23 protein-coding genes are annotated in these 26339 nt (G+C 66.4%); 20 read left to right on the forward strand and 3 right to left on the reverse strand.

Going from position 1 to position 26339, the window contains the following annotated elements:
* The first annotated feature begins 37 nt into the window (after positions 1-37).
* The 4 genes from R0382_RS08150 to R0382_RS08165 all read left to right on the forward strand — a co-directional run bounded on the left by R0382_RS08150 (position 38) and on the right by R0382_RS08165 (position 4785).
* Complete coding sequence (locus R0382_RS08150) at positions 38-412, forward strand: DUF2946 family protein (protein ID WP_432723771.1); 375 nt, start codon at positions 38-40, stop codon at positions 410-412.
* A gap of 88 nt (positions 413-500) precedes the next feature.
* Positions 501-2588: a TonB-dependent receptor gene (locus R0382_RS08155; protein ID WP_432723773.1), complete on the forward strand. Its 2088-nt coding sequence runs from the start codon at positions 501-503 to the stop codon at positions 2586-2588.
* Positions 2585-4081 (forward strand): PepSY domain-containing protein, encoded by a 1497-nt coding sequence (locus R0382_RS08160; protein ID WP_432723775.1) that lies wholly within the window; start codon positions 2585-2587, stop codon positions 4079-4081. Before R0382_RS08155 ends, R0382_RS08160 begins: the two co-directional genes overlap by 4 nt.
* Entirely contained in the window at positions 4081-4785 is a 705-nt protein-coding gene (locus tag R0382_RS08165) for an energy transducer TonB (RefSeq protein ID WP_432723777.1), read from the forward strand. The genes R0382_RS08160 and R0382_RS08165 overlap by 1 nt, the downstream gene beginning before the upstream one ends.
* 134 nt (positions 4786-4919) lie before the next feature.
* Here the strand turns inward: R0382_RS08165 and R0382_RS08170 are convergent, their stop codons facing one another.
* The 3 genes from R0382_RS08170 to R0382_RS08180 are packed head-to-tail and all read right to left on the reverse strand — an operon-like array spanning position 4920 to position 8275.
* Positions 4920-6350, reverse strand: coding sequence for a hypothetical protein (locus R0382_RS08170; RefSeq protein ID WP_432723779.1), 1431 nt, complete (start codon positions 6348-6350; stop codon positions 4920-4922).
* Positions 6347-6781, reverse strand: coding sequence for a DNA polymerase III subunit chi (locus tag R0382_RS08175; RefSeq protein ID WP_432723781.1), 435 nt, complete (start codon positions 6779-6781; stop codon positions 6347-6349). The genes R0382_RS08170 and R0382_RS08175 overlap by 4 nt, the downstream gene beginning before the upstream one ends.
* The gene (locus R0382_RS08180) at positions 6782-8275 is read right to left on the reverse strand and encodes a leucyl aminopeptidase (protein ID WP_432723782.1); all 1494 of its coding nucleotides are present in this window, start codon (positions 8273-8275) and stop codon (positions 6782-6784) included.
* Between the two features lie 209 nt (positions 8276-8484).
* Between R0382_RS08180 and lptF the strand changes: the two genes are divergently transcribed.
* The 16 genes from lptF to R0382_RS08260 all read left to right on the forward strand — a co-directional run bounded on the left by lptF (position 8485) and on the right by R0382_RS08260 (position 26321).
* Positions 8485-9546: an LPS export ABC transporter permease LptF gene (lptF, locus tag R0382_RS08185; RefSeq protein WP_432723784.1), complete on the forward strand. Its 1062-nt coding sequence runs from the start codon at positions 8485-8487 to the stop codon at positions 9544-9546.
* On the forward strand, positions 9543-10625 hold the full coding sequence (lptG, locus tag R0382_RS08190) for an LPS export ABC transporter permease LptG (RefSeq protein ID WP_432723786.1): 1083 nt from the start codon (positions 9543-9545) through the stop codon (positions 10623-10625). Before lptF ends, lptG begins: the two co-directional genes overlap by 4 nt.
* A 23-nt stretch (positions 10626-10648) precedes the next feature.
* Complete coding sequence (galE, locus tag R0382_RS08195; RefSeq protein WP_432723787.1) at positions 10649-11662, forward strand: UDP-glucose 4-epimerase GalE; 1014 nt, start codon at positions 10649-10651, stop codon at positions 11660-11662.
* A 255-nt stretch (positions 11663-11917) separates the two neighbouring features.
* A complete protein-coding gene (locus R0382_RS08200; protein WP_432723789.1) occupies positions 11918-13162 on the forward strand; it encodes a flippase in 1245 nt (414 codons plus the stop codon).
* Entirely contained in the window at positions 13159-14181 is a 1023-nt protein-coding gene (locus R0382_RS08205; protein WP_432723791.1) for a glycosyltransferase family 2 protein, read from the forward strand. The genes R0382_RS08200 and R0382_RS08205 overlap by 4 nt, the downstream gene beginning before the upstream one ends.
* Positions 14178-15284 carry a glycosyltransferase gene (locus R0382_RS08210; RefSeq protein ID WP_432723793.1) on the forward strand — a complete coding sequence of 369 codons (1107 nt, stop codon included), beginning with the start codon at positions 14178-14180 and terminating at the stop codon, positions 15282-15284. Before R0382_RS08205 ends, R0382_RS08210 begins: the two co-directional genes overlap by 4 nt.
* Positions 15281-16087 carry a glycosyltransferase gene (locus R0382_RS08215; RefSeq protein ID WP_432723795.1) on the forward strand — a complete coding sequence of 269 codons (807 nt, stop codon included), beginning with the start codon at positions 15281-15283 and terminating at the stop codon, positions 16085-16087. The genes R0382_RS08210 and R0382_RS08215 overlap by 4 nt, the downstream gene beginning before the upstream one ends.
* Positions 16084-16902 (forward strand): glycosyltransferase, encoded by an 819-nt coding sequence (locus R0382_RS08220; protein ID WP_432723796.1) that lies wholly within the window; start codon positions 16084-16086, stop codon positions 16900-16902. The genes R0382_RS08215 and R0382_RS08220 overlap by 4 nt, the downstream gene beginning before the upstream one ends.
* Complete coding sequence (locus R0382_RS08225; protein WP_432723798.1) at positions 16899-17978, forward strand: glycosyltransferase; 1080 nt, start codon at positions 16899-16901, stop codon at positions 17976-17978. Before R0382_RS08220 ends, R0382_RS08225 begins: the two co-directional genes overlap by 4 nt.
* On the forward strand, positions 17971-19428 hold the full coding sequence (gene wbaP, locus R0382_RS08230) for an undecaprenyl-phosphate galactose phosphotransferase WbaP (protein ID WP_432723800.1): 1458 nt from the start codon (positions 17971-17973) through the stop codon (positions 19426-19428). The genes R0382_RS08225 and wbaP overlap by 8 nt, the downstream gene beginning before the upstream one ends.
* A gap of 46 nt (positions 19429-19474) precedes the next feature.
* Positions 19475-20791 (forward strand): amino-acid N-acetyltransferase, encoded by a 1317-nt coding sequence (gene argA / locus R0382_RS08235; protein ID WP_432723802.1) that lies wholly within the window; start codon positions 19475-19477, stop codon positions 20789-20791.
* Positions 20792-20853: 62 nt separating this feature from the next.
* Positions 20854-23274 (forward strand): putative bifunctional diguanylate cyclase/phosphodiesterase, encoded by a 2421-nt coding sequence (locus tag R0382_RS08240; protein WP_432723804.1) that lies wholly within the window; start codon positions 20854-20856, stop codon positions 23272-23274.
* Positions 23255-23668, forward strand: coding sequence for a CoA-binding protein (locus R0382_RS08245; RefSeq protein WP_432723806.1), 414 nt, complete (start codon positions 23255-23257; stop codon positions 23666-23668). The genes R0382_RS08240 and R0382_RS08245 overlap by 20 nt, the downstream gene beginning before the upstream one ends.
* Before the next feature lie 37 nt (positions 23669-23705).
* Complete coding sequence (gene dapF / locus R0382_RS08250; RefSeq protein ID WP_432723808.1) at positions 23706-24539, forward strand: diaminopimelate epimerase; 834 nt, start codon at positions 23706-23708, stop codon at positions 24537-24539.
* Between the two features lie 182 nt (positions 24540-24721).
* Complete coding sequence (locus R0382_RS08255) at positions 24722-25414, forward strand: DUF484 family protein (RefSeq protein ID WP_432723810.1); 693 nt, start codon at positions 24722-24724, stop codon at positions 25412-25414.
* Positions 25383-26321 carry a tyrosine-type recombinase/integrase gene (locus R0382_RS08260; RefSeq protein ID WP_432723811.1) on the forward strand — a complete coding sequence of 313 codons (939 nt, stop codon included), beginning with the start codon at positions 25383-25385 and terminating at the stop codon, positions 26319-26321. Before R0382_RS08255 ends, R0382_RS08260 begins: the two co-directional genes overlap by 32 nt.
* Positions 26322-26339: the final 18 nt, after the last annotated feature.

A 26339-nucleotide genomic window follows, 5' to 3' on the forward strand; every position in this document is an offset into this window, starting at 1 on the left:
GCACCTAGAATCTCGGCGTCATACGCTTGGCGCCATCGTGTTCCTTTCGCTCAACCGCTTCCTTCGTTTCGGCCGTGTACCGGCGCTGATCGCGCTGATATTGCAGCTCGCGCTGCCGTTCGTGCACGCGCGCGCGATGGCCAGCGGCGCGGTCACGGTGGCCTTGTGCGCGCCGGGCGGCGAGATCCGTCAGATCGTGCTCGGTGGCAAGGATCAGCCGGTCAAGTCGGCGACGGCGTGCCCGGTCTGCGCGGTCATGGCGGCGCAGGCCTTGCCGCCGCCGGTGCCGACGTTCACGCTGCCGCTGCTGGCGCTGATTTCGGTCACGCCGACCCTGGTCGCCACGCTATGGCCGGCGCCGGTGCGCCGCATCTGGGCGCATGCGCCGCGCGCGCCGCCCTCATTGCTCTGATTCGTCCCTTTCCATTCCGATAACACGAATCACCGGCGTGCCGCTTTGGCCGCCGGCCGCCGCGCATGCGCGCGGCGCAGGAGTTTGCATGAACCAGCCCTTCCCACCGGTGGCGCTCGCCTTCGCGATCGCCACTGCCTTTGCGCACGCCAACGACGTGCCGCTGCTCGACGAAGTCGTCGTGTCCGGCTCGCGCGAAGCGACATTGCTGAAAGAAACCGCGGCGGCCATCGGCAAGGTCGATGCCAAGACCATTGCCGATACCAAGCCGACGTCGATCAGCCAGGTGCTCGACGCCGTGCCCGGCGTGCTGATGCCCGATCTGGGGAATGAACAGCACAGCATGGCGATCCGCCAGCCGATTTCGACCCGGCCCTTGTACCAGTACCTTGAGGACGGGATTCCGATCCGTCCGGTCGGCGTGTTCAACCACAACGCCACCTACGAGATCAACCTCGACGGCGAGGACAGCATCGAAGTGATGCGCGGCCCGGCGTCCAGCCTGTACGGCAGCAACGCCGTCGGCGGCGCGGTCAATTTCATCAGCCGTGCGCCGAGCAGCAGCTTCGGCGGCGATATCGCCCTGCGCGGCTCGAACCAGGGCTACAGCCGCGTCGACGCCGAGGTCACCGGCGGCAACGACGTGCTCGCCAGCCGTTTGAGCGGCTACCGCAGCTGGCAGAAGGGCGGCTGGCAGGACTACAGCGATGCCGACAAGACGTCCTTGACCTTGCGCAGCGACCTGACGCTGTCGGACACGGCCTACCTGAAAACGCTGTTCAGCTACAACAAGCTCGATACCGAGATGCCGGGCAGCCTGAATCCGTCCGACTACAACAGCCGGCCCGGCTACAGTTACCAGAGCTTTACCTATCGCGACGTCGAGGCGATGCGCGCGTACGCGCAGCTGATCGGCAACTGGAATGAAGGCGGCGAGACGACGACCAGCGTCTATTGGCGGCACAACAACACCGACCAGCTGCCGAGCTATCTGATCTTCAATACCGGCCCGGCCAGCGCTTCGGGCCGGACGACCGAGAACTTCTTCAGCTCGGTCGGCGTCGATGCGCGACACCGGCAGGACTGGGGACCGCTGCGGCTGATCGGCGGCGCGACGCTCGAGGAAAGCCCGAACGATCAGGGCGAATGGAACCTGAACGTCCAGCGCGATCCGGCGAGCGGACGCTATCTGAGCTACCAGCAGACGACGCGCCGGCGCGACTATCATGTCGACCTGACCAACGCCGCGCTGTACGGCGAGGCGCAGTGGGCGATCAGCGCCGCGTGGCGCGCGACCGCCGGGCTGCGCTGGGACCGCGTCGGTTACGACTACAACAACAACCTCCAGCCTTCCGCGACCACCGGCGCGGCGAGCCAGCAGCAGACCTACGAGCACAGCTCGCCGAAGCTCGGGCTGACGTGGCAGGCGAGCGACGCCATCAGCGCCTACACCAGCTACAGCCAGGGCTTCACGCCGCCCGAGGTCGGCCAGCTGTTCTCGTCGCTGGCGGTGCCGGACTTGAAGCCGGCGACGTACAACAACGTCGAAGTCGGCCTGCGCGCACAGCTGTCGTACCGGACCGCGCTCGAACTGGCGGTGTATCAGCTCGACGGCGACGACGAGATCGTCAACTACAGCAGCCAGCCCGGAAAGTCCGAGCCGCGCAATGCCGGCAGCACCCGCCATCGCGGCGTCGAGCTCGGCCTGAACGGCGCGCTGTTTGAGGCGTGGCAGTGGCGGCTGTCGGGCAGCTACGCGCAGCACGAGTACCGCGACTATCAGGCGACGCCGACGCTGAATTACGCCGGCAAGACGATGGCGCAGGCGCCGAACTGGTTCGGCAATGCCGCGCTGGCGTGGTTGCCGGTCGAAAAGGCGAGGATCGCGCTCGAAGTCCAGTATGTCGGCCCGTACTGGATGAACGACGCCAATACCGTGCGCTACGACGGGCACACGCTGCTGAACCTGCGCGCCAACTGGGGTTTTGCCCGCGGCTGGGAGGCGTGGGCCAGCGTGATCAACCTGACCGACCGGCACTACGCCGAATCGGCATCGTCGACTTACAGCGGCGTCGGCGTCTACAGCCCGAACGCGCAGGATACGTACACGCCGGGCGCGCCGCGCACCGCGCTGGTCGGCGTCCGCTACGCCTTCGGTGGCGAGGTGGCGAAATGAGCGGCGGATTCTTCCGCTACCTTCGCCGGCGTCGGCCCAGACCGGTGACGCCGCCGCAGCGGCAGGCAGGCTTCGTTGCGCTGCAGACGCTCAAGACCGGACGGCTCGTCGCCACGCTGACGCGCTGGCACCGGCTGCTGGCGCTGCCGGCCGGTATCGCCGTGCTGCTGTGGGGCTTGTCCGGGGTGATGCATCCGATCATGTCGGCGCTGTCGCCGCAGCCGCAACGTCCTGCGCCCGCCACACCGCTGCCGGCCGGTTTTGCGCCGATGCCGCCGGCCTTGAATGCGCCGGCGCGCGAGCTGAAACTGACGATGTTCGGCGATCGCCCGGCGTGGCAATGGCTGACGGCCGATGGCCGGGTACGGCACTGGGCCGATGCGCAGACCGGCCGCGAGATCGCCGATGCCGACCGGATCGAAGCCGAGCGGCTGGCGCGCGCCTTTGCCGGTGATGCATCCAGCCCGGTCGCGCGGATCACGCCGATCAGCAGCTTCGGCGGCGACTATCCGGCGATGAACAAGATCCTGCCGGTCTGGCGGGTCGAGTTCGCCCGGGGTGACGGCCTGACGGCTTTCGTCGATACCGGCGAGGCCCGGCTGTCGACCCTGACCAACGACAGCAAGCGCGTGCTGTCGGGCGCCTTCGTGCTGCTGCACAGCTGGGCGTGGGCCAACGAGCCGCTGCGGCTGACCGGGATCACCGTGCTGCTCGGCTGCGGTCTGCTGACGGTGGTCGGCGGCCTGACGCTGTGGCTGCTGCGCCTGCGCGCGGCGACGCTGAAGCCGGGCCAGCCGCGGCTGCGGCGCTGGCACCGCGGTGTCGGCGTCGGCGTCGGCGTTGCCGGTGTGCTGCTGATCGGCAGCGGGCTGGTGCACCTGTACTTCTCGCGCGCCCAAGCGCCGGCCCAGCCAGCGCCGCTGCTGACGGCCATTCCTGCGCTGACCGAAGTGCCGGACGGCGCACAACGGCTGAGCGCGGTCCAGTTCGGCGACCATGGCGCCTGGCTGATTGCCGCGGCGCCAGCGGGGTCCGGCGGCGGCGAGCATCAGCATCACCACGCGGCGGCGGCCGATGCGCTGCCACGTTACTGGAACGGGCTGGCCGACATTGATCTGGCGCAGCAGCACGCGCTGACGCTGGCCGAACGCGCTGGCGCCCCGGCGGGGCAGGCGGCTACCATTTCGCTGGTGACGCAGTTCGGCGGCGAGTATGGTTTTTTCCAGAAACGCCTGCCGGTCTATCGCGTCGACTACGCCGTACCGGGCAAGCCGAGCTATTACGTCGAACCGGCAACCGGTGCGTTCTCGGCGCGCATCGACGATCGTGACCGACTGGAAGGAAACGTGTTCGCCTATCTGCACAAATGGCACTGGCTCGATGGGCTCGGCAAGATGCCGCGCGACATCATCCTCGCTGGATTTGCCGCCGCCAACGCGTTCGCCGCGGCGCTTGGCCTGACGCTCTGGTGGCGCCGGCGCAGGTCGCGCTAGTGCAATTGCGCTACGCCGTCCTGCTGTCGCTGGCCGGGCACGTCGCCGTGCTCGGCGGCGGCTGGTTGGGTGATGGCGCACAAGCGCCGCGCCCGGTTTCGATGCTGACGGTGCGTCTGCTGGCCGGATCGGCGGCGGCGCCCGCCGCTACCGGTCGCCCGCAGCCGACATCGCGCAGCGAGGCGCAGCTTGCTGCCCGGCGCACGTCAACACCGGCCAGGTCGGCGCCACGCAGTGCAGCTCCGACAAGCCCGGCCGTGCCAGCGGTTGCAGCAATGCGGCGCGAGTCGATTGCGGCCAAGCCGGTTGCGGCAGCGGTGGCGCCGAGCAGGCAGGTACAGACGGCCGAAACGACACGCACCGAAGTGGCCGGGCGCGCGAGCCCGGCTGGGCTCGAGCCCGCGTCGGCAGGGGGCGCCGAAGTGGCGCCGAGCTGGCCCGGTTATCTCGCCAATCCGAAACCGGAGATGCCGCTGGCTTCACGTCAGCGCGGCGAGGTCGGCAAGGTCGTGCTCAAGGTTCGTGTCGGCCAGGACGGTCGGCCGCAAGCGGTCAGTGTGCTGCACTCAAGCGGCTTTGCCCGGCTCGACGACGCCGCGCGCAAGACCGTCGCCGAGCGCTGGCGCTTTGCACCGGCTCGTCGCGGCGACACGCCGGTGGACGCCGACGTCAACGTGCCGATCGTGTTCCGTCTGGACGATTAGTCTCGGCCGGCGCCATCGCCGGGTGCGGTGTCGCGAGCAAGCATTCAAGTCTTGGGGCGACACGCGCTGCAAACAGCGGCGCGCAAGGGCCTGCCCCTGCGACGCTGATGCCACACGATTTGCGTTGGCCGCGCTTAATCCAGCAGCCGTTTGCGGCGCAGCTCGTCGTGGACCAGTGCGCTGATTTTCGGCGCCAGCTGGGCTTCGAGTTCGCTGGCGATGTCGTGACCCAGCCGTTGCAGCAGGTCGTTGTAAACGCTGTTCATCACCGTCGCCATCTGCTGCTTGACCCGTTGCTCGACCTCGAGCGCGATATCGATTGCCAGGTGTGCGCCGACGGCGGCGGAGATCTCGGCGACCGTGCTGGCATCGACCGGCGGCGGTGTCGGTAGTGGCTGTGCCGCAGGTGCTGGTTCGAAGGGCGCGGCGACGGAGACTGCTGATGCAATCAGGCTGACCGGTGCCGCGGACGGCAGCGGTGGCGCGGCATCCAGCGCATCCAGATCGATGATCCAGATATCGTCGTCGGCGGGTTCGGCCACGTGCAGCGCATCCGGCCCGGCCGACCAGGCGGCGTGGCTGAAGGCCGAATGCGGCTCGGCGATCGGCGCTGCCGCCGCTTCGTCCGCTTCCGGTACCGACGTGGCGGATGCTGGCAACATGGCTTCGACCGCTTCGACCGCTTCGACCGCTTCGACCGCTTCGACCGCTTCGTCGCGCTGATCGTCGTACCAGCGCAACGCGTGCACGCCTTCGCTTGCATCGGTCGCAGGATCACCGACCATCGTTGCCTCAGCCTCAGCCTCAGCCTCAGCCTCAGCCTCAGCCTCAGCCTCAGCCTCAGCCTCAGCCTCAGCCTCAGCCTCAGCCTCAGCCTCAGCCTCAGCCTCAGCCTCAGCCTCAGCCTCAGCCTCAGCCTCAGCCTCAGCCTCAGCCTCAGCCTCAGCCTCAGCCTCAGCCTCAGCCTCAGCCTCAAGCGTTGGCTCTACCGCGTAGTCGTTCAGCATGGCGTGGTGTTCAGCCGGTGCTGTGTCGTCGTCCAGCGGCGGGTACGTCTCGTCCGGGGCGGGCGCGAATACGATTGCATCGGCCAAGGCCGGTTCGGCGAGGCCGCTGATTCGGACGGTTTCACCTTCCCAGCCTAGCGCGGCCGGCGTGGCGACGTCGACCACGGTGCTTTCGGCCACCTCGGGCAGTGGCGGCAGCCAGTCGTCGTCGACGGTTTCCGGGTAGGGCGAGACCAGCGCGTCGAGATCAAGCAGCGGCAGGTCGAGGAACTCGCCTGGGGCCGGACAGGCCGGGGGCGGCTCGGGCGCTGGCGTTGCGGCGACTGCCGGTGCGGCGGGCGGCGGTGGCGGCGTGAAGAATTCGTCCGGGTCGAACATCAGCGCGGGCTCGGCGGCGCGGGCTTCGTCGGTGAGGACCGGGATGTCGTCGTCCGGCGCGGCGACTTCGGCGGTCAGCACCGGAATGTCGTCATCGCGCGGCGGCTCGCCACGGTGACGGGCCAGCAGCGCGTCCATCTTGTCGAACAGGGGGCTGACGCTGTCGTCGGTGTCGTTCATCGTTGGGCTGCCAGTTCGAGAAGGTCGATGCCCTCGGGGGTGATGCCATGTGCCTGATAGGCGCGCCAGCGCGTACGCGCTGCGCTGCGAGCCTCGTCGGATTGATCGACGATCTCGATTACCCGGGCGTACTGCTCGAGTCCACCGGGGACGCCGTCGGTCCAGTTGAACAGCGCGTCACGCGCCGGCATCAGTTCGACGCGGTGGTCGACGAGGACCGGGGTGCGCGCGGCATCGGGATGATCGGCGGCGCAATGCGGCAGGAAGCCGGTCTGCGGCAGCTCCCACAGCAGCCGGTCGAGCGCGTAGGCGGCCGATTCGCTGGCGGCGAGCACGCTGATCGACAGCTTTTGCGCCATTGCCTTGCCGACGAGCTGACATAGCGCCTGCTCGCGGCTCTTGACGTTGAAGTAGAAGGTGACCTGGGCCACTTACTTCTTGGTCTTTTTTTCGACGCGCTGGCGCAGGAACTCGACCAGCAGCGGCACCGGCCGGCCGGTCGCACCCTTGGCCGCGCCCGATTTCCACGCCGTGCCGGCGATGTCGAGGTGGGCCCAGCGGTAGTTACGGGTAAAGCGCGACAGGAAGGCCGCAGCGGTGATCGAGCCGGCCGGGCGGCCACCGATATTGGCCATGTCGGCGAAATTGGACTTGAGCTGTTCCTGGTACTCATCCCACACCGGCAGGCGCCAAGCCTTGTCGCCGGTCTGCTGGCCAGCGGCGTACAGCGCGTCGGCGAGTTCGTCGTCGTTGGCGAACAGGCCGGTGGTGTGGTGGCCCAGCGCGATGATGCACGCGCCGGTCAGCGTAGCGATGTCGACGACGACGTCCGGATCGAACTTGGCGACGTAGGACAGCGCGTCGCAGAGGATCAAGCGGCCTTCGGCGTCGGTGTTCAGCACCTCGATCGTCAGGCCCGACATCGAGCGGACGATGTCGCCGGGCTTGACCGCGTTGCCGGCCGGCATGTTTTCGCAGCTCGGAATCACGCCGATCACATTGACCGGCAGCGCCAGTTCGCACACCGCACGCAGCGTGCCAAGCACCGTGGCGGCGCCGCACATGTCGTACTTCATTTCGTCCATGCCTTCGCCGGGCTTGAGCGAGATGCCGCCCGAATCGAAGGTGATGCCCTTGCCGACCAGCACCGCCGGCTTGGCGGCCTTCTTGCCGCTGCCTTCGCCGTGGTATTCGAGCACGATCAGTTTCGGCGGCTGGGTCGAACCCTTGGCGACCGACAGCAGCGAGCCCATGCCCAGCGCCTCCATATCGGCTTCTTCGAGCACGCTGAGCTTCAGGTGGAAACGCTCGGCCAGCAGCGCGGCTTCTTCGGCCAGCCGCGTCGGTGTGCAGACATTACCGGGCAGATTGCCGAGATCGCGGGTCAGGTTCATGCCGTGGCCGACGGCCAGACCGCGTGCCAGGCCTTCTTCGGCGTCTTTTTGATCGCCTTTCTTGGCCAGCAGCAGCGTGATGCTCGCCAGCACCGGCGCCGGTTCCGGTTCGGATTTGAACTGGGTGAAGCGGTAGGACTCGAAGGTGATCGACTGTGCAATCGCCGCGGCGATGTCATCGGTCGCGATGCCTTTCAGCGCCGGCAGCACGAGGGCGGCGCTGGCCGACTTGCCCTGAACCAGCGCGCGCGCCAGTGCGTCGCAAGCCTTGCGCAATGCCGCGAGATCGCTGTCCTTGCCCAGCTGCAACAGCAGCACTTTTTGCGGCTTGTCGTCGATCGGCAGATAGCCTGCCAGCAGACTGCCGGCCTTGTCGCCGAATTCGGCGCTGGTGGCCAGCGTCGTCAGCCAGCCGCCGGCACGCTCGTCGAGCTTGGCCAGGGCGCCGGGGAGTTTGGTCCCCGCAAGCGGCAACACCAGGCAGTCGGCGGCAGCTTTTTCGGGGGCGGTAAGATTGATGCTAAACTCCATGGCGGATCTCCATTGGTGTCGCGGTAGCGGCTGCCGCAGCGGCAGCCCGGCGTGTCGGGGCAGGATGGGTCGCCCGATCGCACGAGAATGGGGCTAGAGGGCGGCGCGCAAGTGAACTGGTTCACTGATGGCCCACTTGTGGCCCATAGGCGGCGCCGGCAAGATTCGACCGATTATTTCCCAGCCCCCCTTATAAGTCAAAAACGCGGATGCTGTTCAGACGAAGCCTGATTCACGAGATGTCCTGGGTTGCCATCGCCGTTTTCTCGGTGCTGCTGCTCGTCGTCATGACCACACAGATCGTCAAGCTGCTCGGCCAGGCGACGCTCGGCGTGCTCGGCAGCGGCGCGGTCTGGGTGCTGATGGGGTTCACCTCGCTGCGCTATTTGCCGATGCTGATGTCGCTGATGCTGTTCATTGCCATCCTGATGACGATGACGCGGCTTTGGAAAGATAACGAGATGGTCGTCTGGTTCGCCAGCGGCCGTTCGATCCGCAGTTTTGTCCGGCCGGTGCTCGAGTTCGCGGTGCCGATCGTGTTGCTGATCGCCGCGCTCTCCTTGTTCGCCTGGCCGTGGGCCCAGCGCGAAAGCCGTGATTTCCGCGAAAAATCGGCGCAGCGCCAGGAAGTCTCGCAGGTGGCGCCGGGGGTGTTCCGCGAGTCGTCGGAAGCCGACCGGATCTACTTCGTCGAACAGTTCGTCGCCGACACCGGCCAGGGCCGGAACGTGTTCGCGCAGTTGCGCGGCAAGAACGGCAAGGTCAGCGTCGTCGTTGCCAACGAGGGCGGGCTGTTTCTCGACCAGCATGGCGAGCGCTGGCTGTGGCTCGGCAAGGGCCATGCCTATACCGGCGTGCCGGGGACGGCGGCGTACGAGACGACCGAGTTCGAGCGTGCGCAGGTCAAGGTCGAAACGCAGAACAAGCCGGTCTCGAGTCCGAGCACGCAAGCCAAAAGCTCGCTGGAATTGTGGGGCAGCAGCAGCCCCGAAGAACAGGGTGAACTGGCCTGGCGCATCGCCTTGCCGATCTCGGCGCTGATCATGGCCCTGTGCGCGATTCCGTTCGCCTTTTTCAATCCGCGCGGCGGCCGGGCGCTCAATCTGCTCGGGGCGATTTTCGTGTACTTCCTGTATTACAACTTCATCAACATCGGCCAGGCCTGGATCGCCGACGGCAAGATTCCGGCGGCGGTCGGCATGTGGCCGATTCATGCGGCGGCGCTGGCGATGATGTTCGGGCTCTACCGCTGGCGGGGGCGTGCGCGATGATGAAGCTGCTGTCGCGCTACCTGCTCAAGGAAATCACGCTGTTCGTGCTGTTTACCTTGATCGGCCTGCTGGCGCTGTACATGTTTTTCGACGTGATCGCGCAGTTTTCGCAGCTCGGCAAGGGCGGTTATACGGTGCTGGATGCGCTGATCTACGTCGCCCTGCAAATCCCCGGCAATGCCTACGAGCTGATGCCGATCGCGGTACTGATCGGCAGCATCTTTGCGCTGTCGAGCCTGAACGGCAATTCCGAACTGACGGTGATGCGCGCCGCCGGCGTCTCGGTCAAGCAGTTGCTGCTCTGGCTGGTCGGCATCGGCATCGCCTATAGCGGTTTTACCGTGCTGATGGGCGAGTTCGTCGCGCCGGTGACGATGCGCATGGCGAGCCAGTACCGGCTGGCGGCGACCAAACAGATGATCGCCGGCGATTTCCGCTCGGGCGTATGGGTCAAGGACGGCCGGCAGATCGTCAATATCGCCGAAATGATGCCGGACCTGAGCGTCCAGCGCGTGCGCATCTACGAGTTCACGCCCGAGCGCACGCTCGACCGTATCGTCGACGGTGTGCAGGGGCGCTACCTGGGCGACGGCGTCTGGCGGCTCGAGCCGGCGGTACAGACGACCTTTCTGCCGGCCTCGGGCGGTGTGGCGCTGAAAAACGAGAAAGTCTTCGACTGGTCGACGCAGATCACCCCGGACATGCTCGCGGTGTTGCTGGTCGAGCCGGCGCAGATGTCGGCACGGGCGCTGCTGCGCTATATCGATCACCTCAAGCTCAACGGCCAGAAGACGCAGCGTTACCAACTGGCACTGTGGGGCAAGCTGTTCTATCCGCTGGCCTGTCTGTCGATGGTGGTGATTGCCTTGCCGTTCTCGCAGACGCAGCGGCGCAGCGCCAACGTTGGTGTGAAACTGTTCATCGGCATCCTGACCGGCGTGACCTTCCACTTCTTCAACCGCCTGGTCGTCTATCTGGGCGAGCTGCAGAACTGGCCCGCGCCGGCGGTGGTGTCGATTCCGACGCTGACCTTCATGGCGGTCGCGCTCTTTCTGCTGTGGCGGCAGGAAAAACGCTAGTCCAATTCTCCCGGAGGTATCGCATGCACGTGCTTTTGACCGGCGGTGCCGGCTATATCGGCTCGCACACCTATGTCGAACTGATCGCAGCCGGCTTCAAGCCGGTGATCCTCGATAATTTCTACAACGCCAAGCCGGCGGTGCTTGAACGGCTGGCGACGATCACCAGTACCGAGATCGAATGGGTCAAGGCCGATGTCCGTGATCGCGCCGCACTCGACGAGGTGTTCAAGCGCTTCCCGATTTCGGCCGTCGTCCACTTCGCCGGCCTGAAGGCCGTTGGCGAATCGGTCGAGAAGCCGCTTGAGTACTACGACAACAACGTCGTCGGTACCCAGCGCCTGCTTGAGGCGATGCGTGATGCCGGCGTGAAGAAGCTGGTGTTCTCGAGTTCGGCCACCGTTTACGGCGATCCGCATGCTGTGCCGATCCGCGAGGATTTTCCGTTGTCGGCGACCAATCCCTACGGCCGCTCCAAGCTGATGGTCGAGGACATCCTGCGCGATCTGTACAAGTCCGACCCGAGCTGGGATCTGGCCTTGCTGCGCTACTTCAATCCGGTCGGCGCGCACGCCTCGGGCTTGATCGGCGAAGACCCGCAGGGGATTCCGAACAACCTGATGCCCTTCGTCGCGCAGGTGGCCGTTGGCAAGCGCGAGAAACTGTCGGTATTCGGCGGCGATTACCCGACGCCCGACGGCACCGGCGTGCGCGATTACATCCACGTCGTCGATCTGGCGCGCGGCCACGTCAAGGCCTTGCAGAAGCTCGTGACCAATCCGGGGCTGGTGACCGTCAACCTCGGCACCGGGGTCGGTTACTCGGTACTCGACATGGTCAAGGCCTTCGAGACCGCATCGGGCAAGCCGGTGCCGTATCAGCTGGTGGCGCGGCGCCCCGGCGACATCGCCGCGTGCTACGCCGATCCGGCTCAAGCGCGCGAGCAGCTGGGCTGGGTCGCCGAGAAAACGCTGCAGGACATGTGCAACGACGGCTGGCGCTGGCAAAGTCAGAACCCGAACGGCTACGGCGACTAAACCTGCCCACAGTCTTGCTGCGCGACGCTGATCGAGGCTCATGCGCTGCTCGAAATCCTCATGGACTCTGTGTCCATTCCGGTTTCTGTGCTGCTCTTCACGCAGCGTAAGCGTCGCTCGCGACAGACTGTGAACAGGTTGCATCCGAAGGCGCATTGCCGCGGGCGGTGTTATTTCCGCCGGCCGCAGCCGCGCTGCGGCTAGAATGACAACCACACAGACTTCGCCCGCGCCTTGCGCGGGCTTTTCGCTTGCATGGCTCTCGACGCTCGCCTGAAAGGCAATATCTTCGCGCTGTACTTGGTCCAGGGACTCAACTACCTGGTCTCGCTGGTCACGTTCCCGTTTCTGGCGCGCACGCTCGGCGCCGATGGTTTCGGCGTCCAGTCGTACGCGTTCGCTGTGGTCCAGTACGGCGTGCTGCTGACCGACTTCGGCTTCAATCTTTCGGCGACGCGCGAGGTCGCGATTGCGCGCGGCGATACCGCGGCGATCGCGCGGGTGTTCTGGCGCACCAATGTCGCCAAGGCGATGCTGATGCTGGTGTCGATCACCTCGCTGGGCGTCGCGATCGGCACGGTGCCTGACTGGCACGAACATGCGCCGGTGTTCTGGCTCTCCTTGCTTTACGTCGTCTCCAGCGTGTTCTTCCCGATCTGGTATTTCCAGGGACTGGAGCTGATGCGTGCGGCGTCCTTGCTGACCGTCGCCGGCCGGGTCGTCGTGCTCGGCGCGCTGCTGTTGATGGTGCGCGGCCCCGATGACGTCGCGATCGCCGTGGTGCTGCAGGCGCTGCCAGCCTTCGTCGCCGGCGCCTACTGGTGGATCACCGGGCACGGCGCGCCGCGTCCGGCGTGGGTTGCGCCGACGAAGGCCGATATCGGCCAGTCGCTCAAGGCCGGCTGGCCGCTGTTTCTGTCGGCGCTGTCGACCAATCTCTACACGACCAGCACCGCCGTGCTGCTCGGCTGGTTTGCCAGCCCGGCTCAGGTCGGTTATTTCGCCGCCGCCAACAAGCTCACCTATACCGTGCAGGGACTGATCGGCCCGCTGGTGCAGGCGACGTACCCGCGCATCGCCCAGCTCGCCAGCCATGACAAGCCGGCCGCGGTGGCGCTGATTGGCAAGGCGTTCAAGATGCAGGGCGCGGCCGGGCTTGGCCTGACGCTGGTGCTGATGCTCGGGGCGCCGTGGATCGTGCCGCTCTTGCTCGGCAAGGGCATGCTGGCCAGCGTCGAGACGCTGATCTGGCTGGCGCCGGTCGTGCTGCTTGGCGCGCTGTCCTATGTCTACGGTTTGCAAAGCCTGCTGCCGTTTGGCGACGAACGTTATTACAGCAAGGTGCTGGTCGTCGCCGGCGTGCTCAACGTCGGGCTGCTGTTGCTGCTGCTGCCGGGGCGTGGCGCCGTTGCCGCGGCGCAGATCGTCGTCGCGGTCGAGGTCTTCATTCTCGCGGCGTTCTGGTGGCGTGCGCGCGTTCATTTGAAGAAGGCCGCATGATGCCGGTCATTTCCATCATCTTGCCTTGCTACAACGCCGCGAGCCTGCTGCCGGAGACGCTGGATTCGATATCCAAGCAGACGCTCAACGATTTCGAATGCATCGCCATCGACGACGGCTCGACCGATGCAACGCGCGCGGTGCTCGACGCGCATGCGGCCAAAGACCCGCGCTTCACCGTGATCAGCCGCGAGAACCGCGGCCTGATCGCGACGCTGAACGAAGCAATCGCGCGCTCGCACGGTGGATGGATCGCGCGGATGGACGCCGACGACATTGCCCATCCCGAACGCCTCGCCCGCCAGGTCGCAGCGCTTGAGGCATCCGGCGCCGACGTCTGCGGCGTCGGCATCCGCTTCTTCGGCGAGCGCGACGGGGTGTGGCTGCCGCCCGAGACCGACGCCGCGATCAAGGCGGCGCTGCTGTTCAATCCGCCGTTCGCACATCCGGGCGTGATGGCGCGGGCCGCGCTGTTCGCGCAGCACGGCTACGACAGCCGGGCGCAACACGCCGAGGATTACGCGCTATGGTGCGCCTTCGCCAAGGCCGGCGCGACCTTTGTCGGCATCGCCGAGCCGCTGCTCGATTACCGGGTCCACCCGGGCCAGATCACTCAGACGCGGCGTGCCGAGATGGCGGCGACCGGCGCGACGATACGCGCCGACTACGCGCGTCATGCGCTTCCGGCCGATTGGCCCGAAGCCGACAAGGCCGGCTTCGCCGAGCTTGCCGCACCTGATCGCGCGCTCGATCGCAGCGACTGGTTCACGTTTACCGCACAGCTGGTGACGCTGGCGCAGCGTGATCCGGCGACGCGGCCGGCGTTCTGCACCGTCTGGCTCGATGCGCTGGTACGCACCCACGGCGTCGACTGGCGCTGCAAAAAACGCTTCTCGCTGCTGTCGCAGCAACTGCCGCCGCCGGCAGAAGAACGCGGCAAATGGCAGCGCCAGCGCGCGCGGGTACTGGCCGGCGACGCCGTATACGGCCTGATCAAGAAGCTGCGGGGGCGGGCATGAGGTTGCTGTTCGTCGTCCGCGATCTGGGCCTCGGCGGCGTCGAGCGCTGCGTCGTTCTCGTCGGCGCCTGGCTGGCCGCGCGTGGTGTCGATGTGACCGTCGCGATGCTCGGCGGTAGCCGCAATCTCTGGGGGGATCGCACGCGCACGCTCAACGTCGTCGATCTGTCCGGCGCGTGGCAGCCAACGAAGCCGTGGACGTGGTTCACCGGCTGGCGCGCCTTGCGTGCTCTGGCCAGACAGCACGACGTGGTGATCGCCGCGACCTTCCTGATGCCGCTCTATATCGGCTGGGCGGCGACGCGCGGTCTGGGCAAGCGCGTGCTCGGCTGGGTGCACGGGCCGCTGGCCGAGGTCGACGAGCGCGCGCACATGAATCCGGTGCATCGCCGTGCCTGCCAGTTCATCTATCGCCGGCTGCCCGAGCTGGTCTTCGTCTCGGCGCATGCGCGCGATTCGCTGGCGCGCTGGGTCGGCGATCGGGCCGCAGCTTCGGTGCCGGGCTGGCATGTCATTCCGAACTTCGTCGAGCCGCAGCCGGCCAGGCCGGCCGGCCCGCCGCGCGAGCCCGCGCGCTTGCTGTTCGTTGGCCGCGTCGCCGAGGAAAAGCAGCCGGCGCTGTGGCTCGATGCGCTGATGGCACTCGACCATCTGGGGCATGCGGCAACGCTGACCGTCGTCGGCGACGGCCCGCTGCTACCGTGGTTGCGGGAAGAGGCCTCCCGGCGTGGCTTGCACGAGCACCTGGTCATCGCCGGCCGCCAGGACGACGTCGGCGCCTATCTGGCCGATGCCGACTGGCTGCTGCTGACGTCCTTGTTCGAAGGCTGCCCGCTGGTTGTGCTCGAGGCGATGCAGGCCGGTCTGCCGGTAGTGTCGACGCGCGCCGGTGGTGTGTACGAGCTGTTTGCCGAGCGCGACGCCGATTTCGTCACCGAGAACGCCAGCGGCGAAGCGATCGCCGCGCTGATCGCCCTGCAGGCGCCGCGCTATGCCGAACTCGCGGCGTGGCTGCGCGACCGCGCCGATGTCTACAGCCCCGATGCGCTGGGCGCACGCTGGCTGGCGCTGCTCCACCATCCGGCCACGACGGAGACACGATGAACCGCGCCGCACTGCTGATCCCGCATTACAACAATCCGCAAGGGCTGATCGCCTCGCTGGCGTCGATCGGCTCTGACGAGGCGATCGACGTTGTCGTCGTCGATGACGGTAGCGTTCGCGAAAAAATCGACGAAGCCGCGTGCCATGCGGCTTTCCGCGCGCAGGGCGCGCTGCGGTTTGTTTACCTGCCGCAGAACCGGGGCATCGAGCACGCGCTCAACACCGGCCTGCAGCACATCGTCGACGCCGGCTACGAATTCGCCGCCCGGCTCGATTGCGACGACCTGGTGATGCCGGATCGCTTCGCCAAACAGATCGCCTACTTCGATGCGCACGCCGACGTGATGCTGCTTGGCAGCGCGGTGACCTTCTTCGACGCGAGCGGCGACCGTTTCACGGTGAACCAGCCGCAGACGCACGAGGCCATCGTTCTGCAGATGCACGACGACAACGCGTTCACGCATCCGGCGGTGATGTTCCGCATCAGCGCGGTGCGCGAAATCGGCCTGTATCCGACCGACTGCCTGGCGGCCGAGGATTTCGCCTATTTCTGGCGCTTCGTTGCGCGCTACCGCACCGCCAACCTCGCCGAGGTGCTGACGAAGAGCGAGTACAACGATGCCGGCATCTCGATGAGCCGCCGGCGCATCCAGCAGGCGGCGCGGATCAAGCTCCTGTGGCGTCACTTCGACTGGACGCCGCGCTCGGCGGTGAAAATGACCAAGGCCACGACATCGCTCATCCTGCCCTTGGCCGTCGCCCGTACAATCAAACGCATCATTGGGCGCAAGAACTGGTCATGAACGACACTCAAAACCGGCTGATCTGCCTGATTCCGCATTACAACAACCCCGACGCGCTGGCGGCATCGCTGGGGTCGATCGGTGCTTCCGAGCCTTGCGACGTGCTCGTCGTCGACGACGGCAGCACGCGTGCGCCGATCGATGCCGCGCAATGCCGCGCGGCGTTCAAGGCGCAAGGCAGCTTGCGCTTTCTGAACCTGCCGCAGAACCGCGGCATCGAGCATGCGCTGAATGCCGGGCTCGACTGGGTCCGTGCGCGCGGCTATGAACTCGTTGCCCGGCTCGATTGCGGCGACCTCAACGTGCCGAACCGGTTCGCGCTGCAGACGGCGTTTCTCGATGCGCATCCCGACGTGATGCTGCTCGGCGGCGCGGCCGAATTCGTCGACCAGCAGGGCAAGGTGCTCTACGTGCTGCGCCATCCGAGCGCGCATGCCGAGATCGCCCGGACGATGCGTGCCAACTCGGCCTTCATCCATCCGGCGGTGATGTACCGTGTCGCCGCGCTGGCCGAGACCGGCTTGTATCCGCTCGATACGCCGGCGGCCGAGGATTACGCGCTGTTCTGGCAGTTCGTCGCCCGTTTCCGGACCGCCAATCTGCCCGAGGTGCTGATCCACTACGAACTCGACCCGGGCGGCATTTCGCTCTCGAAGCGCAACAAGCAGCTTAAAAGCCGGCTCTTGGTGCAGCGCCGGCATTCGGACGGCAGCGCCGCCGCGCTGGCCGGCATCGCGCGCACGTATGCGCTGCTGCTGGCGCCGGCCGGGCTGATCGCCAGGCTCAAGGCCCGCTTGCGCCGGGGGCGCGCATGAGCGCCATTGTCCACGTCGTCGAATCGTTCGGTGGCGGCACGCTGTCTATGGTGTCCGCGTTCGCCAACCGCCAGGCGCACGACGGCCATGTGGTGACGGTGATCCACAGCGTGCGCGAGGAAACCCCGGACAACTGGCCGGCGCTGTTCGACGCGCGCATCCGTTTCATCCAGCTGCCGATGCAGCGGTCCATCCACCCGGTCAACGACTGGCGCGCGGGCAGGGCGCTGGCGCGCTGGCTCAAGGAGCTGGCGCCCGATGTCGTCCATCTGCATTCGAGCAAGGCCGGCGCGCTCGGCCGCATCGCCAGCGTGTTCGTGCGCGGACCGCGCTATTTCTTTTCGCCGCACGGCCTGTCCTTCCTGCAGCGTGCCGAAGGCCGGCTGAAAAACACGGTGTTCCTGACGCTGGAAAAGCTGCTTGCGCATACGTCGGTGACGGCGATCGCGTGTTCGCAATCGGAAGCCGGCGAAATCCGCCAGCATCTGACGCCGCGCGTCGCGGTGGTCGAGAATGCCGTCGATGTCGCGGCGATTCCGCAAGCCGCCGGCAACGATGGGGTGGTGCGCATCGGCACCGTCGGCCGCGTCGCGCTGGCGCGCAATCCGGAGTTGTTTGCCGACGTCACGGCGCGCTGCCAGCAAGCCGGCGTCGAGTTCGTCTGGATCGGCGGCGGCGATGCATCCGGCGAGGCAGCGCTTGCTGCCGCCGGCGTGCGGGTCGCAGGCTGGCTGCCGCGGGCGCAGGCGCTCGAACAACTGGCGACGCTGGACATCTATATCCAGACCAGCCGCTGGGAAGGCCTGCCGGTGGCGGTGATCGAGGCGATGGCCGCCGGCCTGCCGGTGGTCGCGACCGATGTCGTCGGCAACCGCGATCTGGTCCGCCATGGCGACACCGGCTATCTGGTCAACGACGCGGCCGGTTTTGCCGAGCGGCTGGCGCCGCTGATCGCCGACGCCGAAGCACGCCGGGCGATGGGCGCACGCGCGCGCAGCTTTGCCGCCAGCCACTATTCGCTCGATACGATGATGAACACGCTCTACGACGTTTACGGAATTCCCGCGCATGGATAAGCATCGCCAACCCGAACGCGCCAAGCCCTGGCTGGCGCTGGCCGATTTTGCCGCACTCGCTGCCGGCTTCGCCGTCGCGATCGGCCTGTTGTACCTGTTCCGCTACCACCGGATCGGCAGCGGCCTGTCGCTGTGGTGGGAGTGGGAGGGGCAGCAGCAGGGGCTGGCTTTCCTGTTGCTGGCCATCCTGTCGGTGACCAATTTCTGGTGGCGCGGCCACTACAGCGTGCGCTTGCCTTTCTGGGATGAACTGCTCGAACTGTGCCGCTGGCTACTGCTGGCGGCGCTGCTGAACGGCATGGTCGTGCTGGTCGGCAAGTTCACCGTATCGCGCTTCCTGTGGCCGGTGTCGTGGAGCCTGGCGCTGGTGCTGGTGCCCTGGTTCCGCGCGCTGATGCGCTCGTGGCTGCTCAAGCGCGGTGTCTGGCAGTTGCCGACGGTGATCATCGGCGCCGGCAACAACGCCGTCGAAGCGTTCCGGGCGATGATGAGCGAGAAACAGCTCGGTTTCCGCGTCAAGGCGCTGGTGTCGATCGACCGCGACGCGCCCGACGAGATCGCCGTCGACGACAAGCACGTGCTGCGCGTGGTCAAGCTCGACGCCGACGGGCTGATTCCGTGGCTCGAGGCCGAGGGCAGGCCGCATGTGGCGATCGCCGTCGACACCGATGAAATGCGCGCGCTCGAGGCGCCGATCGAACAGCTGAGCCTGCGCTACAAGCATCTGCACATCATTCCGCCGGTTGCCGGCCTGCCGCTGTTCGGCGTCGTGCCGCACCACTTCTTCAGCCACGAAGTGCTGTTGCTGCGCGTCAGCAACAATCTGATGGTGTGGCCGCTGACGCTGCTCAAGCGCGCCTTCGACCTCGTCGGCGCGTCGGTCGGCCTCTTGCTGCTGTCGCCGCTGTTCGCCTACGCGGCGATCCAGATCAAGCGCCAGGGCGGTCCCGGTGCGGTGTTCTTCGGCCATGTGCGCATCGGCATGAACGGCGTGCCGTTCAAGTGCTGGAAATTCCGCACCATGGTGCACAACAGCCAGGAAGTGCTCGACAAGCTGCTGGCCTCCGACCCCGAAGCGCGGGCCGAGTGGGACAAGGATTTCAAGCTCAGGAACGACCCGCGCGTCACGCGCATCGGCGCCTTCCTGCGCAAGACCAGCCTCGACGAGATTCCGCAGTTGTGGAACGTGATCAAGGGCGAGATGAGTCTCGTCGGCCCACGACCGGTGATCGAGGCCGAGCTTGAGCGTTACGGCGACAGGGTCGATTTCTACCTCGAGGCACGACCGGGTCTGACCGGGCTGTGGCAGGTCTCGGGCCGCAACGATACGACCTACGCCGAGCGCGTGGCGCTCGACGCGTGGTATGTAAAGAACTGGAACCTGTGGTATGACATTGCGATCATCTGCAAGACGATCAAGACCGTCGTAACCGGCCGTGGCGCATATTGACGTGACCCCAAGCAAATCCACCGAATCCAAGGAGAGTTTCGCGCGCATGGATACCCCCGACTTCGTGCAATGGTGTCGTCAGGCTGCACCGTATATCCACGCATTCCGCGGTCGTACCTTCGTGATCGCGCTCGGCGGCGAGGTGGTTCGCGACGGACGCTTCTCGACGCTGACCTACGACATCAACCTGCTCGCCAGCCTCGGCGTGCGGCTGGTGGTGGTGCACGGCGCGCGACCGCAGATCGATGCGCGGGTGCAGGAAAAAGGGCTGGAGCTCGATTACCACAAGGGCGTGCGCGTTACCGACAGCGTCACGCTCGAATGTGCGATGCAGGCGATCGGCCAGGTGCGCGTCGAGATCGAATCGATGCTGTCGATGGCGATGGCCAATTCGCCGATGGCCAACGCCGATATCCGCGTCTCGGCCGGCAATTTCATCACCGCGCAACCGATGGGTGTGCGCGACGGGATCGATCTGCAGTACACCGGCGAAGTCCGCAAGGTTGATACCACGGCGCTGAACTACCGGCTCGACGACGGCGAGCTGGTGCTGTTGTCGACGCTCGGCTATTCGCCGACCGGTGAAATTTTCAACCTGACGCTCGAAGACGTTGCGACCAGTGCGGCGGTGGCGCTGAAGGCCGATAAGCTCCTGTTCATGTTCGGCCACGACGGGGTCGTCGACGCATCGGGCGAGCTGCTGCACGAGCTGACGGCGCTCGAGGCCGACCAGTTTCTCGCGGCGAATCCGGACGTCAACGAAGACATCCGCCTCTATCTGCCGTGCGCGGCGCGCGCGGTGCGCCGCGGCGTCAAACGGGCGCACCTGATCAACCATTCGCTCGATGGCGCGCTGCTGATGGAGCTGTTTACCCACGATGGCGTCGGCACCATGGTGTCGCGTGAATCGCTGGAAACGCTGCGCGAGGCGACGATCGATGATGTTGGTGGCATGCTGTTGCTGATCGAGCCGCTCGAGGATGCCGGCGTGCTGGTGTTCCGCGGCCGCGAGCTGATCGAGCGGGAAATTCACCGCTATTCGGTGCTCGAGCATGATGGCAAGATCATCGGCTGCGTTGCGATCCATCCGTTTGCCGATAGCCGCATGGCCGAAATGGCCTGCCTGGTGATCCATCCGGACTACCGCGACGAGGATCGTGGCGAGCAGTTGCTGCATCACGTCGAACAACGTGCCCGTTCGCTCGGCATGACCCGGCTGTTTGCGCTGACGACGCGCACCAGCCACTGGTTTGTCGAACGCGGATTTGCACAGGCATCGATCGACGATTTACCGATCGAGAAGATGCGCCTTTACAATTACCAGCGCCGCTCCAAGGTTTTCATCAAGTCGCTCAAGGGCTAGGACCGGCCCGACGCGGCGCTCACGCTCACAGGGATAGAATGCGGCTGTCCGTTCCGCCTTTCATGCGCAGCTTGCGCGGCCGCTTGCTGACCGCCTGCGCAGTGATCCAGCTCGTCGTGCTGGTGATGGTGATGGCCAATACCTCGCGTATCTGGCACGACACGGTAAGGCAGGCGCTCGGCGTGCGCATCAACGCATTGTCGCAACTGTTCAATGCCACGCTGGCGCAGCCGCTGGCCCGCAACGCCGCCGACGCCGTGCAGGTCATCGACTCGCTGCAATCGGTCGACGGCATCCGCTACCTGGTGCTGCGGCGTCCCGACGGCACCGTGATCGCCGCGCGTGGCTGGCCGGCCGGCACGCCGCTGCCCGAAGTCGACGTGCTCGATGCCGAGCATCCGCTTGGCGCCCAGGTTCACGCTGTGGCGTCGATCGGCGTCGGTGACCGGCCGCTGGGCGAACTGCGCTACGGCGTGTCGACCCAGCCGTGGTACTCGCTGATCGGCACGCTTAGCGTCCAGAACGCCATCATCCTCGCTGTCGGGCTGATCTCGACGCTGGTGCTGATGGTCTGGCTCATCGTCTGGTTGACGCGCGCGCTGAACCGCCTGATCGACAGCGCCGCCGACCCGCTGCATTTTTCACCGTTGCCGGTGCCGTTGGGCGGCGACGAACTGTCCTTGCTGACGCGTCGCTTCAACGACATGGGCGAGGCCATTCGCGAACGACTGCACGAGCTGGCCGATGCGCGGCGGCGTGGCGAAGCGAACCTGGCGCTGGCCGACACCGAGCGCGCGCGACTGACGGCGCTGCTGTCGGCGATGCGCTTCGGCGTGCTGTTCGTCGACAACGAGCAGCGCATCGTGTTCCACAATCCGGCGTTCTGCGCGCTGTGGGGCGTGCCGGCGACCGGGCTGACCGGCCGTCCGGTCGACGAAGTGCTGCAGCAGGCCGCCAATCGGCCCCCGATGGTCGATCTGCCGGCGCACTATCGTGGCGATCTGCCTTCCGGCCACGACCGGGTCGATTTTGGCGAGCTGACGATGAACGACGGCCGCATCATTACCCAGCAGGGCTATGGTGTCGCCGAACGCGACGGCAGCGCCAACGGCCGCGTCTGGCTGTACGAGGACGTCACGCAGGCGCGGCAACTGGCCGAGCGCATGGTCAACCTCGCCGAACGCGATGCCTTGACCGGGCTCTACAACCGCCACCGCTTCCAGGAAGAAATCGAGCGTACGGTCCTCGATGCCGAGCGGCGGAACGGCACCACGGCGCTGCTGTATTTCGACCTCGACGAGTTCAAGTACGTCAACGACACCTTCGGCCATGCCAGCGGCGACGAGCTGCTCAAGACCATCGCCCGTGAAGTCGGCACCCAGGTACGGCGGCACGAATTGCTGGCGCGGCTGGGCGGTGACGAATTCGCCATCCTGCTGCCCGACTGCACGGTCTTCGAAGTCGGCAAACTGGCCGACCGTCTGGTCAGCCGCATCGCCCAACTGCAGTTTTCGACCGACGGCCACGTGCTGCGGCCGTCGACGTCGATCGGCGTCGCGCTGTATCCGCAGCATGCCAACAACGCCGCCGAGCTTGTGGCGCACGCCGATGCCGCGATGTACCAGGCCAAGGCGGCCGGCAAGTCGACGTGGCGGATGTACCGCGCCGACTCCGATACCTCGCGCCTTGCCTTCACCCGGCTGTCGTGGAAGGAGCGCATCGTCAACGCACTGGAAACCGACGGTTTCGAGCTGCATTTCCAGGGCATCTACCGCACGACCGACCGCGAGCTGGTGCACCTCGAAGCGCTGGTGCGGATGAAGGACGCCAGCGGTGCGCTGATCATGCCCGGCTCGTTCATTCCGCACGCTGAAAAAACCGGCAAGATCGTCGACATCGACCGCTGGGTCATCAAGCGGACGATCGAGCTGCTGGCGGCACGGCCGGGGATGCCGTCGGTGGCGATCAATGTGTCCGGCCGCTCGTTCGACGAGCCCGAATTGCCCGATTTCATCGGCCGCTTGCTGCGCCTGCACTGTGTCGAGCCGACGCGCTTGCTGGTCGAATTGACCGAAACCGCTGCGGTATCCGACATCGGCGAGGCGCAGCGCTTCATCGATGCCTTGCGCGCAACCGGCTGCACCGTCTGCCTCGACGATTTCGGCAATGGCTTCGCGTCGTTTGCCTACCTGAAGCAGCTCAAGGCCGATATCCTCAAGATCGACGGGCTGTTCATCCGTGATCTGCCCAACGATACCGACAGCCAGGTGTTCGTGCGCGGCATGGTCTCGATGGCGCACGATATGGGCAAGACGACGATCGCCGAATTCGTCGAGAACGAAGCGATCTACCAGATGCTGCTGGAGATGGGCGTCGATCTGGTGCAGGGCTATTACCTCGACCTGCCCAACCGCGAACACCCGGGTTTGTGCCGTGGCCTCGAAGCTGCCAAGGAGAATGACGATGTTTCGCAATCCGAGTGATGACGAAGTCCGGGCCTTTCTATCCGGCGTCCGGCGTATCGCCGTGGTCGGCCTGTCGCCCAAGCCTGACCGGCCCAGTTTCCGGGTCTCGCGCTATATGCAGGCTGCCGGTTTTTCCATTGTGCCGGTCCGGCCGGGCGTGGATGCCGTGCTCGGCGAAACCGCTTATCCGGCGCTGGCGGACGTGCCGGGCGACGTCGACCTCGTCGACGTCTTCCGCCGGGCCGAGGACGTCGGCGGCGTGGTCGACGATGCCATCGGCCGTGGTGCGCGCGGCATCTGGATCCAGTCGGGTATCATCAACGAAGATGCCGCTATCCGCGCGCGCGACGCCGGCCTGTTCGTCGTCATGGACCGCTGCCTGATGGTCGAGCACGCGCGGCTGCTGGGCTGATCGCCGTCCTTCCCGTTCAACCGACCGAAACCGATTTATGCGCCTAATCCGCTTTACCAAGATGCAGGGCCTCGGCAACGACTTCGTCGTCGTCGACGGCGTCCGCCAGCAGATCGCCTTTGACGCGGCCACGCTGCGGCGCCTTGGCGACCGCCATTTCGGCGTCGGCTTTGACCAGTTGTTGCTGGTTGAGGCGCCGACGCAGCCCGGCGTCGATTTCCGTTACCGGATCTTCAACGCCGACGGCAGCGAGGTCGAGCAGTGCGGTAACGGCGCACGCTGTTTCGCGCGTTTTGTCGTCGATCAGGGGCTGACCGACAAGACCGAAATTGCCGTCGAGACGGCACGCGGCGTGATCTACCCGCGGCTCGAGGCCGATGGCGACGTCACCGTCGACATGGGCGCGCCGCGACTCGTACCGGTCGAGATTCCCTTTGTCGCTGACGCCGATGCGGTGATCCATGCGCTCGACGTCAACGGCGAAAGCGTCGGCATCACCGTCGTGTCGATGGGCAATCCGCACGCGGTGCAGGTCGTCGACGACGTCGACAACGGCGCCGTCGAGCGCCTCGGCGCGGCGATCGAGCACCACCCGCGCTTCCCCGAACGCGTCAATGCCGGCTTCATGCAGGTGCTGGCGCGCGACGAAATTGCCCTGCGCGTGTACGAGCGTGGCGCCGGAGAGACGCTGGCCTGCGGCACCGGCGCCTGCGCCGCGGTCGTTGCCGGCATCCGTCGCGGCCTGCTCGATACGCACGTTCGTGTGCATACGCGCGGTGGCGATCTGAGCATCAGCTGGGCGGGCGAGGGCCAGCCGGTGCTGATGACCGGCCCGGCCGTCACCGTATTCGACGGCGTGATCACGCTCTAATCCGATCCATCAGGCGGCTAGACCGCCGCATTTCGTCCCTGCCCGATGCGCGCGATCCTCATGGGCCTCATGTCCATCCGGTCACTGCGCTTCGGGCGTGAACAAACTGCTTTGGCACGCTCGCCGACCGGGCGAGGCGCCAATGACAAACCGAAGCAGCGATTCCATATCGAGGAGCAATGATGCAACCGCACGAGATCGTAGCCTGGCTGCAGGCCAATCCTGCGTTTTTCGACGATTTTGCCGACGAGATCGCGCAGATCTACGTGCCCCATCATCATCACGGTCAGGCCGTTTCGCTGGCCGAGCGCCAGTTGGTGACGTTGCGCGAGCGCACCCGCAAGCTCGAGTCGCGCATGGGCGCGCTGCTGCAGTTCGGCGAGGAAAACGACGTCACCAGCGAGCGGCTGCACCGGCTGACGCTGTCGCTGCTGCGCGCCGCGAATATTGCCGAGGTGCTGGCGTCGCTGCGGGCCTCGCTGGCCGAATCGTTCGGCCTGTCCGATGTCGCGGTGCGACTGTGGGGGCTCGATAGCGGCGACGCCGAGCTGCCCGAGCTGGCGCCAGCCGGCGAGGCCGCACAGCGACTGGCCGAGCAGCTGGTGTCGCCGTATTGCGGTTCGCATCTGAGCGACGATGTCCGGGCCTGGTTCGGCGAGCGTGGCCCGGAACTGGCGTCGTTCGGCCTGTTTGCGCTGCGTATCGCCGATCGACCGGTTGGCGTGATGGTGCTCGCCAGCGATGACGCCGAGCGCTTCTACCCGGACATGGGCACCTTGTACCTGAGCCGTCTGGCCGAACTTGTCGCCGCGGCCCTGTCGCGGCAGGCCGCGGTGCTGGACGATGCCGAAGCAGCCGTCAGCGACCCGGTCTGAAGCGCCGCGCCACCTCGGCGACTTCGAGCACTTCGATACGGTGCTGACCGCCGAAGCCGCGAGCCCGCAGACCCGTTCGGCCTATCGCCGCGACCTGCTGGCGCTGGCCGAACTGGCCGGCGATGCCGATCTGGCGTCGGTCGATACCAAGAGCGCGCGCGGCTTCGTGCGCATGCTCGTCGGCCGGCAACTGTCCGGGCGCAGCGTCGCACGCATGCTGTCGGCGTGGCGCAGTTTCTACCGGGTGATGATGCGCGATCGCGGCTGGACGCAGAATCCGTTCGCGACGGTGCGCGCACCAAAGGCGCCGAAGCCGCTGCCGGCGGCGTTCGATGTACCGACGGTCAACGCCTTGATTGACGGTATCGGCGACGACGATGCGATCGACTGCCGCGACCGGGCGATTCTGGAATTGCTGTATTCGTCCGGCTTGCGCGTTGCCGAACTTGCCAGCCTGCCGCTGGCGGCGATCGACTTCGTCGCCGGCTTCGTGCGTGTGCTCGGCAAGGGCGGCAAGACCCGTGAGGTGCCGGTCGGTGCGTCGGCGATCGAAGCGATCCGGCGCTGGCTGCTGCTGCGGCCGCAGTATGCGTCGGCCGGCGTCTCCACGCTGTTCGTCAGCGTTCGCGGCACGCCGATGACGACACGCGCGGTCGAATACCGGCTGCGTCATTGGCAGTTGAAGCTCGGGCTGAGCGAGCGGCTGTATCCGCACAAGCTGCGCCACAGCGTCGCCAGTCACCTGCTGCAGCGCAGTCATGATCTGCGTGCGGTGCAGGAATTCCTCGGCCACGCCAACCTCAGTACGACGCAGATCTATACCCACCTCGATTTCGAGCACCTGAAAGAAGGCTATCTGAAGGCACATCCGCGTGCGAAACGTGCTGAGGATGATGAACAGTCGTAGCGGACATGTTTGACGCAT

Source organism: Jeongeupia wiesaeckerbachi (assembly GCF_050916355.1).
Taxonomy (GTDB): Bacteria; Pseudomonadota; Gammaproteobacteria; order Burkholderiales; family Chitinibacteraceae; genus Jeongeupia; species Jeongeupia wiesaeckerbachi.

Bases quoted from the DNA above. Each gene is read 5' to 3' on its own strand.
- R0382_RS08155 (WP_432723773.1), top strand. From the start codon at position 501: ATGAACCAGCCCTTCCCACCGGTGGCGCTCGCCTTCGCGATCGCCACT.
- R0382_RS08160 (WP_432723775.1), top strand. From the start codon at position 2,585: ATGAGCGGCGGATTCTTCCGCTACCTTCGCCGGCGTCGGCCCAGACCG.
- R0382_RS08170 (WP_432723779.1), bottom strand. From the start codon at position 6,350: ATGAACGACACCGACGACAGCGTCAGCCCCCTGTTCGACAAGATGGAC.
- R0382_RS08180 (WP_432723782.1), bottom strand. From the start codon at position 8,275: ATGGAGTTTAGCATCAATCTTACCGCCCCCGAAAAAGCTGCCGCCGAC.
- lptF (WP_432723784.1), top strand. From the start codon at position 8,485: ATGCTGTTCAGACGAAGCCTGATTCACGAGATGTCCTGGGTTGCCATC.
- lptG (WP_432723786.1), top strand. From the start codon at position 9,543: ATGATGAAGCTGCTGTCGCGCTACCTGCTCAAGGAAATCACGCTGTTC.
- galE (WP_432723787.1), top strand. From the start codon at position 10,649: ATGCACGTGCTTTTGACCGGCGGTGCCGGCTATATCGGCTCGCACACC.
- R0382_RS08200 (WP_432723789.1), top strand. From the start codon at position 11,918: ATGGCTCTCGACGCTCGCCTGAAAGGCAATATCTTCGCGCTGTACTTG.
- R0382_RS08205 (WP_432723791.1), top strand. From the start codon at position 13,159: ATGATGCCGGTCATTTCCATCATCTTGCCTTGCTACAACGCCGCGAGC.
- R0382_RS08210 (WP_432723793.1), top strand. From the start codon at position 14,178: ATGAGGTTGCTGTTCGTCGTCCGCGATCTGGGCCTCGGCGGCGTCGAG.
- R0382_RS08215 (WP_432723795.1), top strand. From the start codon at position 15,281: ATGAACCGCGCCGCACTGCTGATCCCGCATTACAACAATCCGCAAGGG.
- R0382_RS08220 (WP_432723796.1), top strand. From the start codon at position 16,084: ATGAACGACACTCAAAACCGGCTGATCTGCCTGATTCCGCATTACAAC.
- R0382_RS08225 (WP_432723798.1), top strand. From the start codon at position 16,899: ATGAGCGCCATTGTCCACGTCGTCGAATCGTTCGGTGGCGGCACGCTG.
- wbaP (WP_432723800.1), top strand. From the start codon at position 17,971: ATGGATAAGCATCGCCAACCCGAACGCGCCAAGCCCTGGCTGGCGCTG.
- argA (WP_432723802.1), top strand. From the start codon at position 19,475: ATGGATACCCCCGACTTCGTGCAATGGTGTCGTCAGGCTGCACCGTAT.
- R0382_RS08240 (WP_432723804.1), top strand. From the start codon at position 20,854: ATGCGCAGCTTGCGCGGCCGCTTGCTGACCGCCTGCGCAGTGATCCAG.
- R0382_RS08245 (WP_432723806.1), top strand. From the start codon at position 23,255: ATGTTTCGCAATCCGAGTGATGACGAAGTCCGGGCCTTTCTATCCGGC.
- dapF (WP_432723808.1), top strand. From the start codon at position 23,706: ATGCGCCTAATCCGCTTTACCAAGATGCAGGGCCTCGGCAACGACTTC.
- R0382_RS08255 (WP_432723810.1), top strand. From the start codon at position 24,722: ATGCAACCGCACGAGATCGTAGCCTGGCTGCAGGCCAATCCTGCGTTT.
- R0382_RS08260 (WP_432723811.1), top strand. From the start codon at position 25,383: ATGCCGAAGCAGCCGTCAGCGACCCGGTCTGAAGCGCCGCGCCACCTC.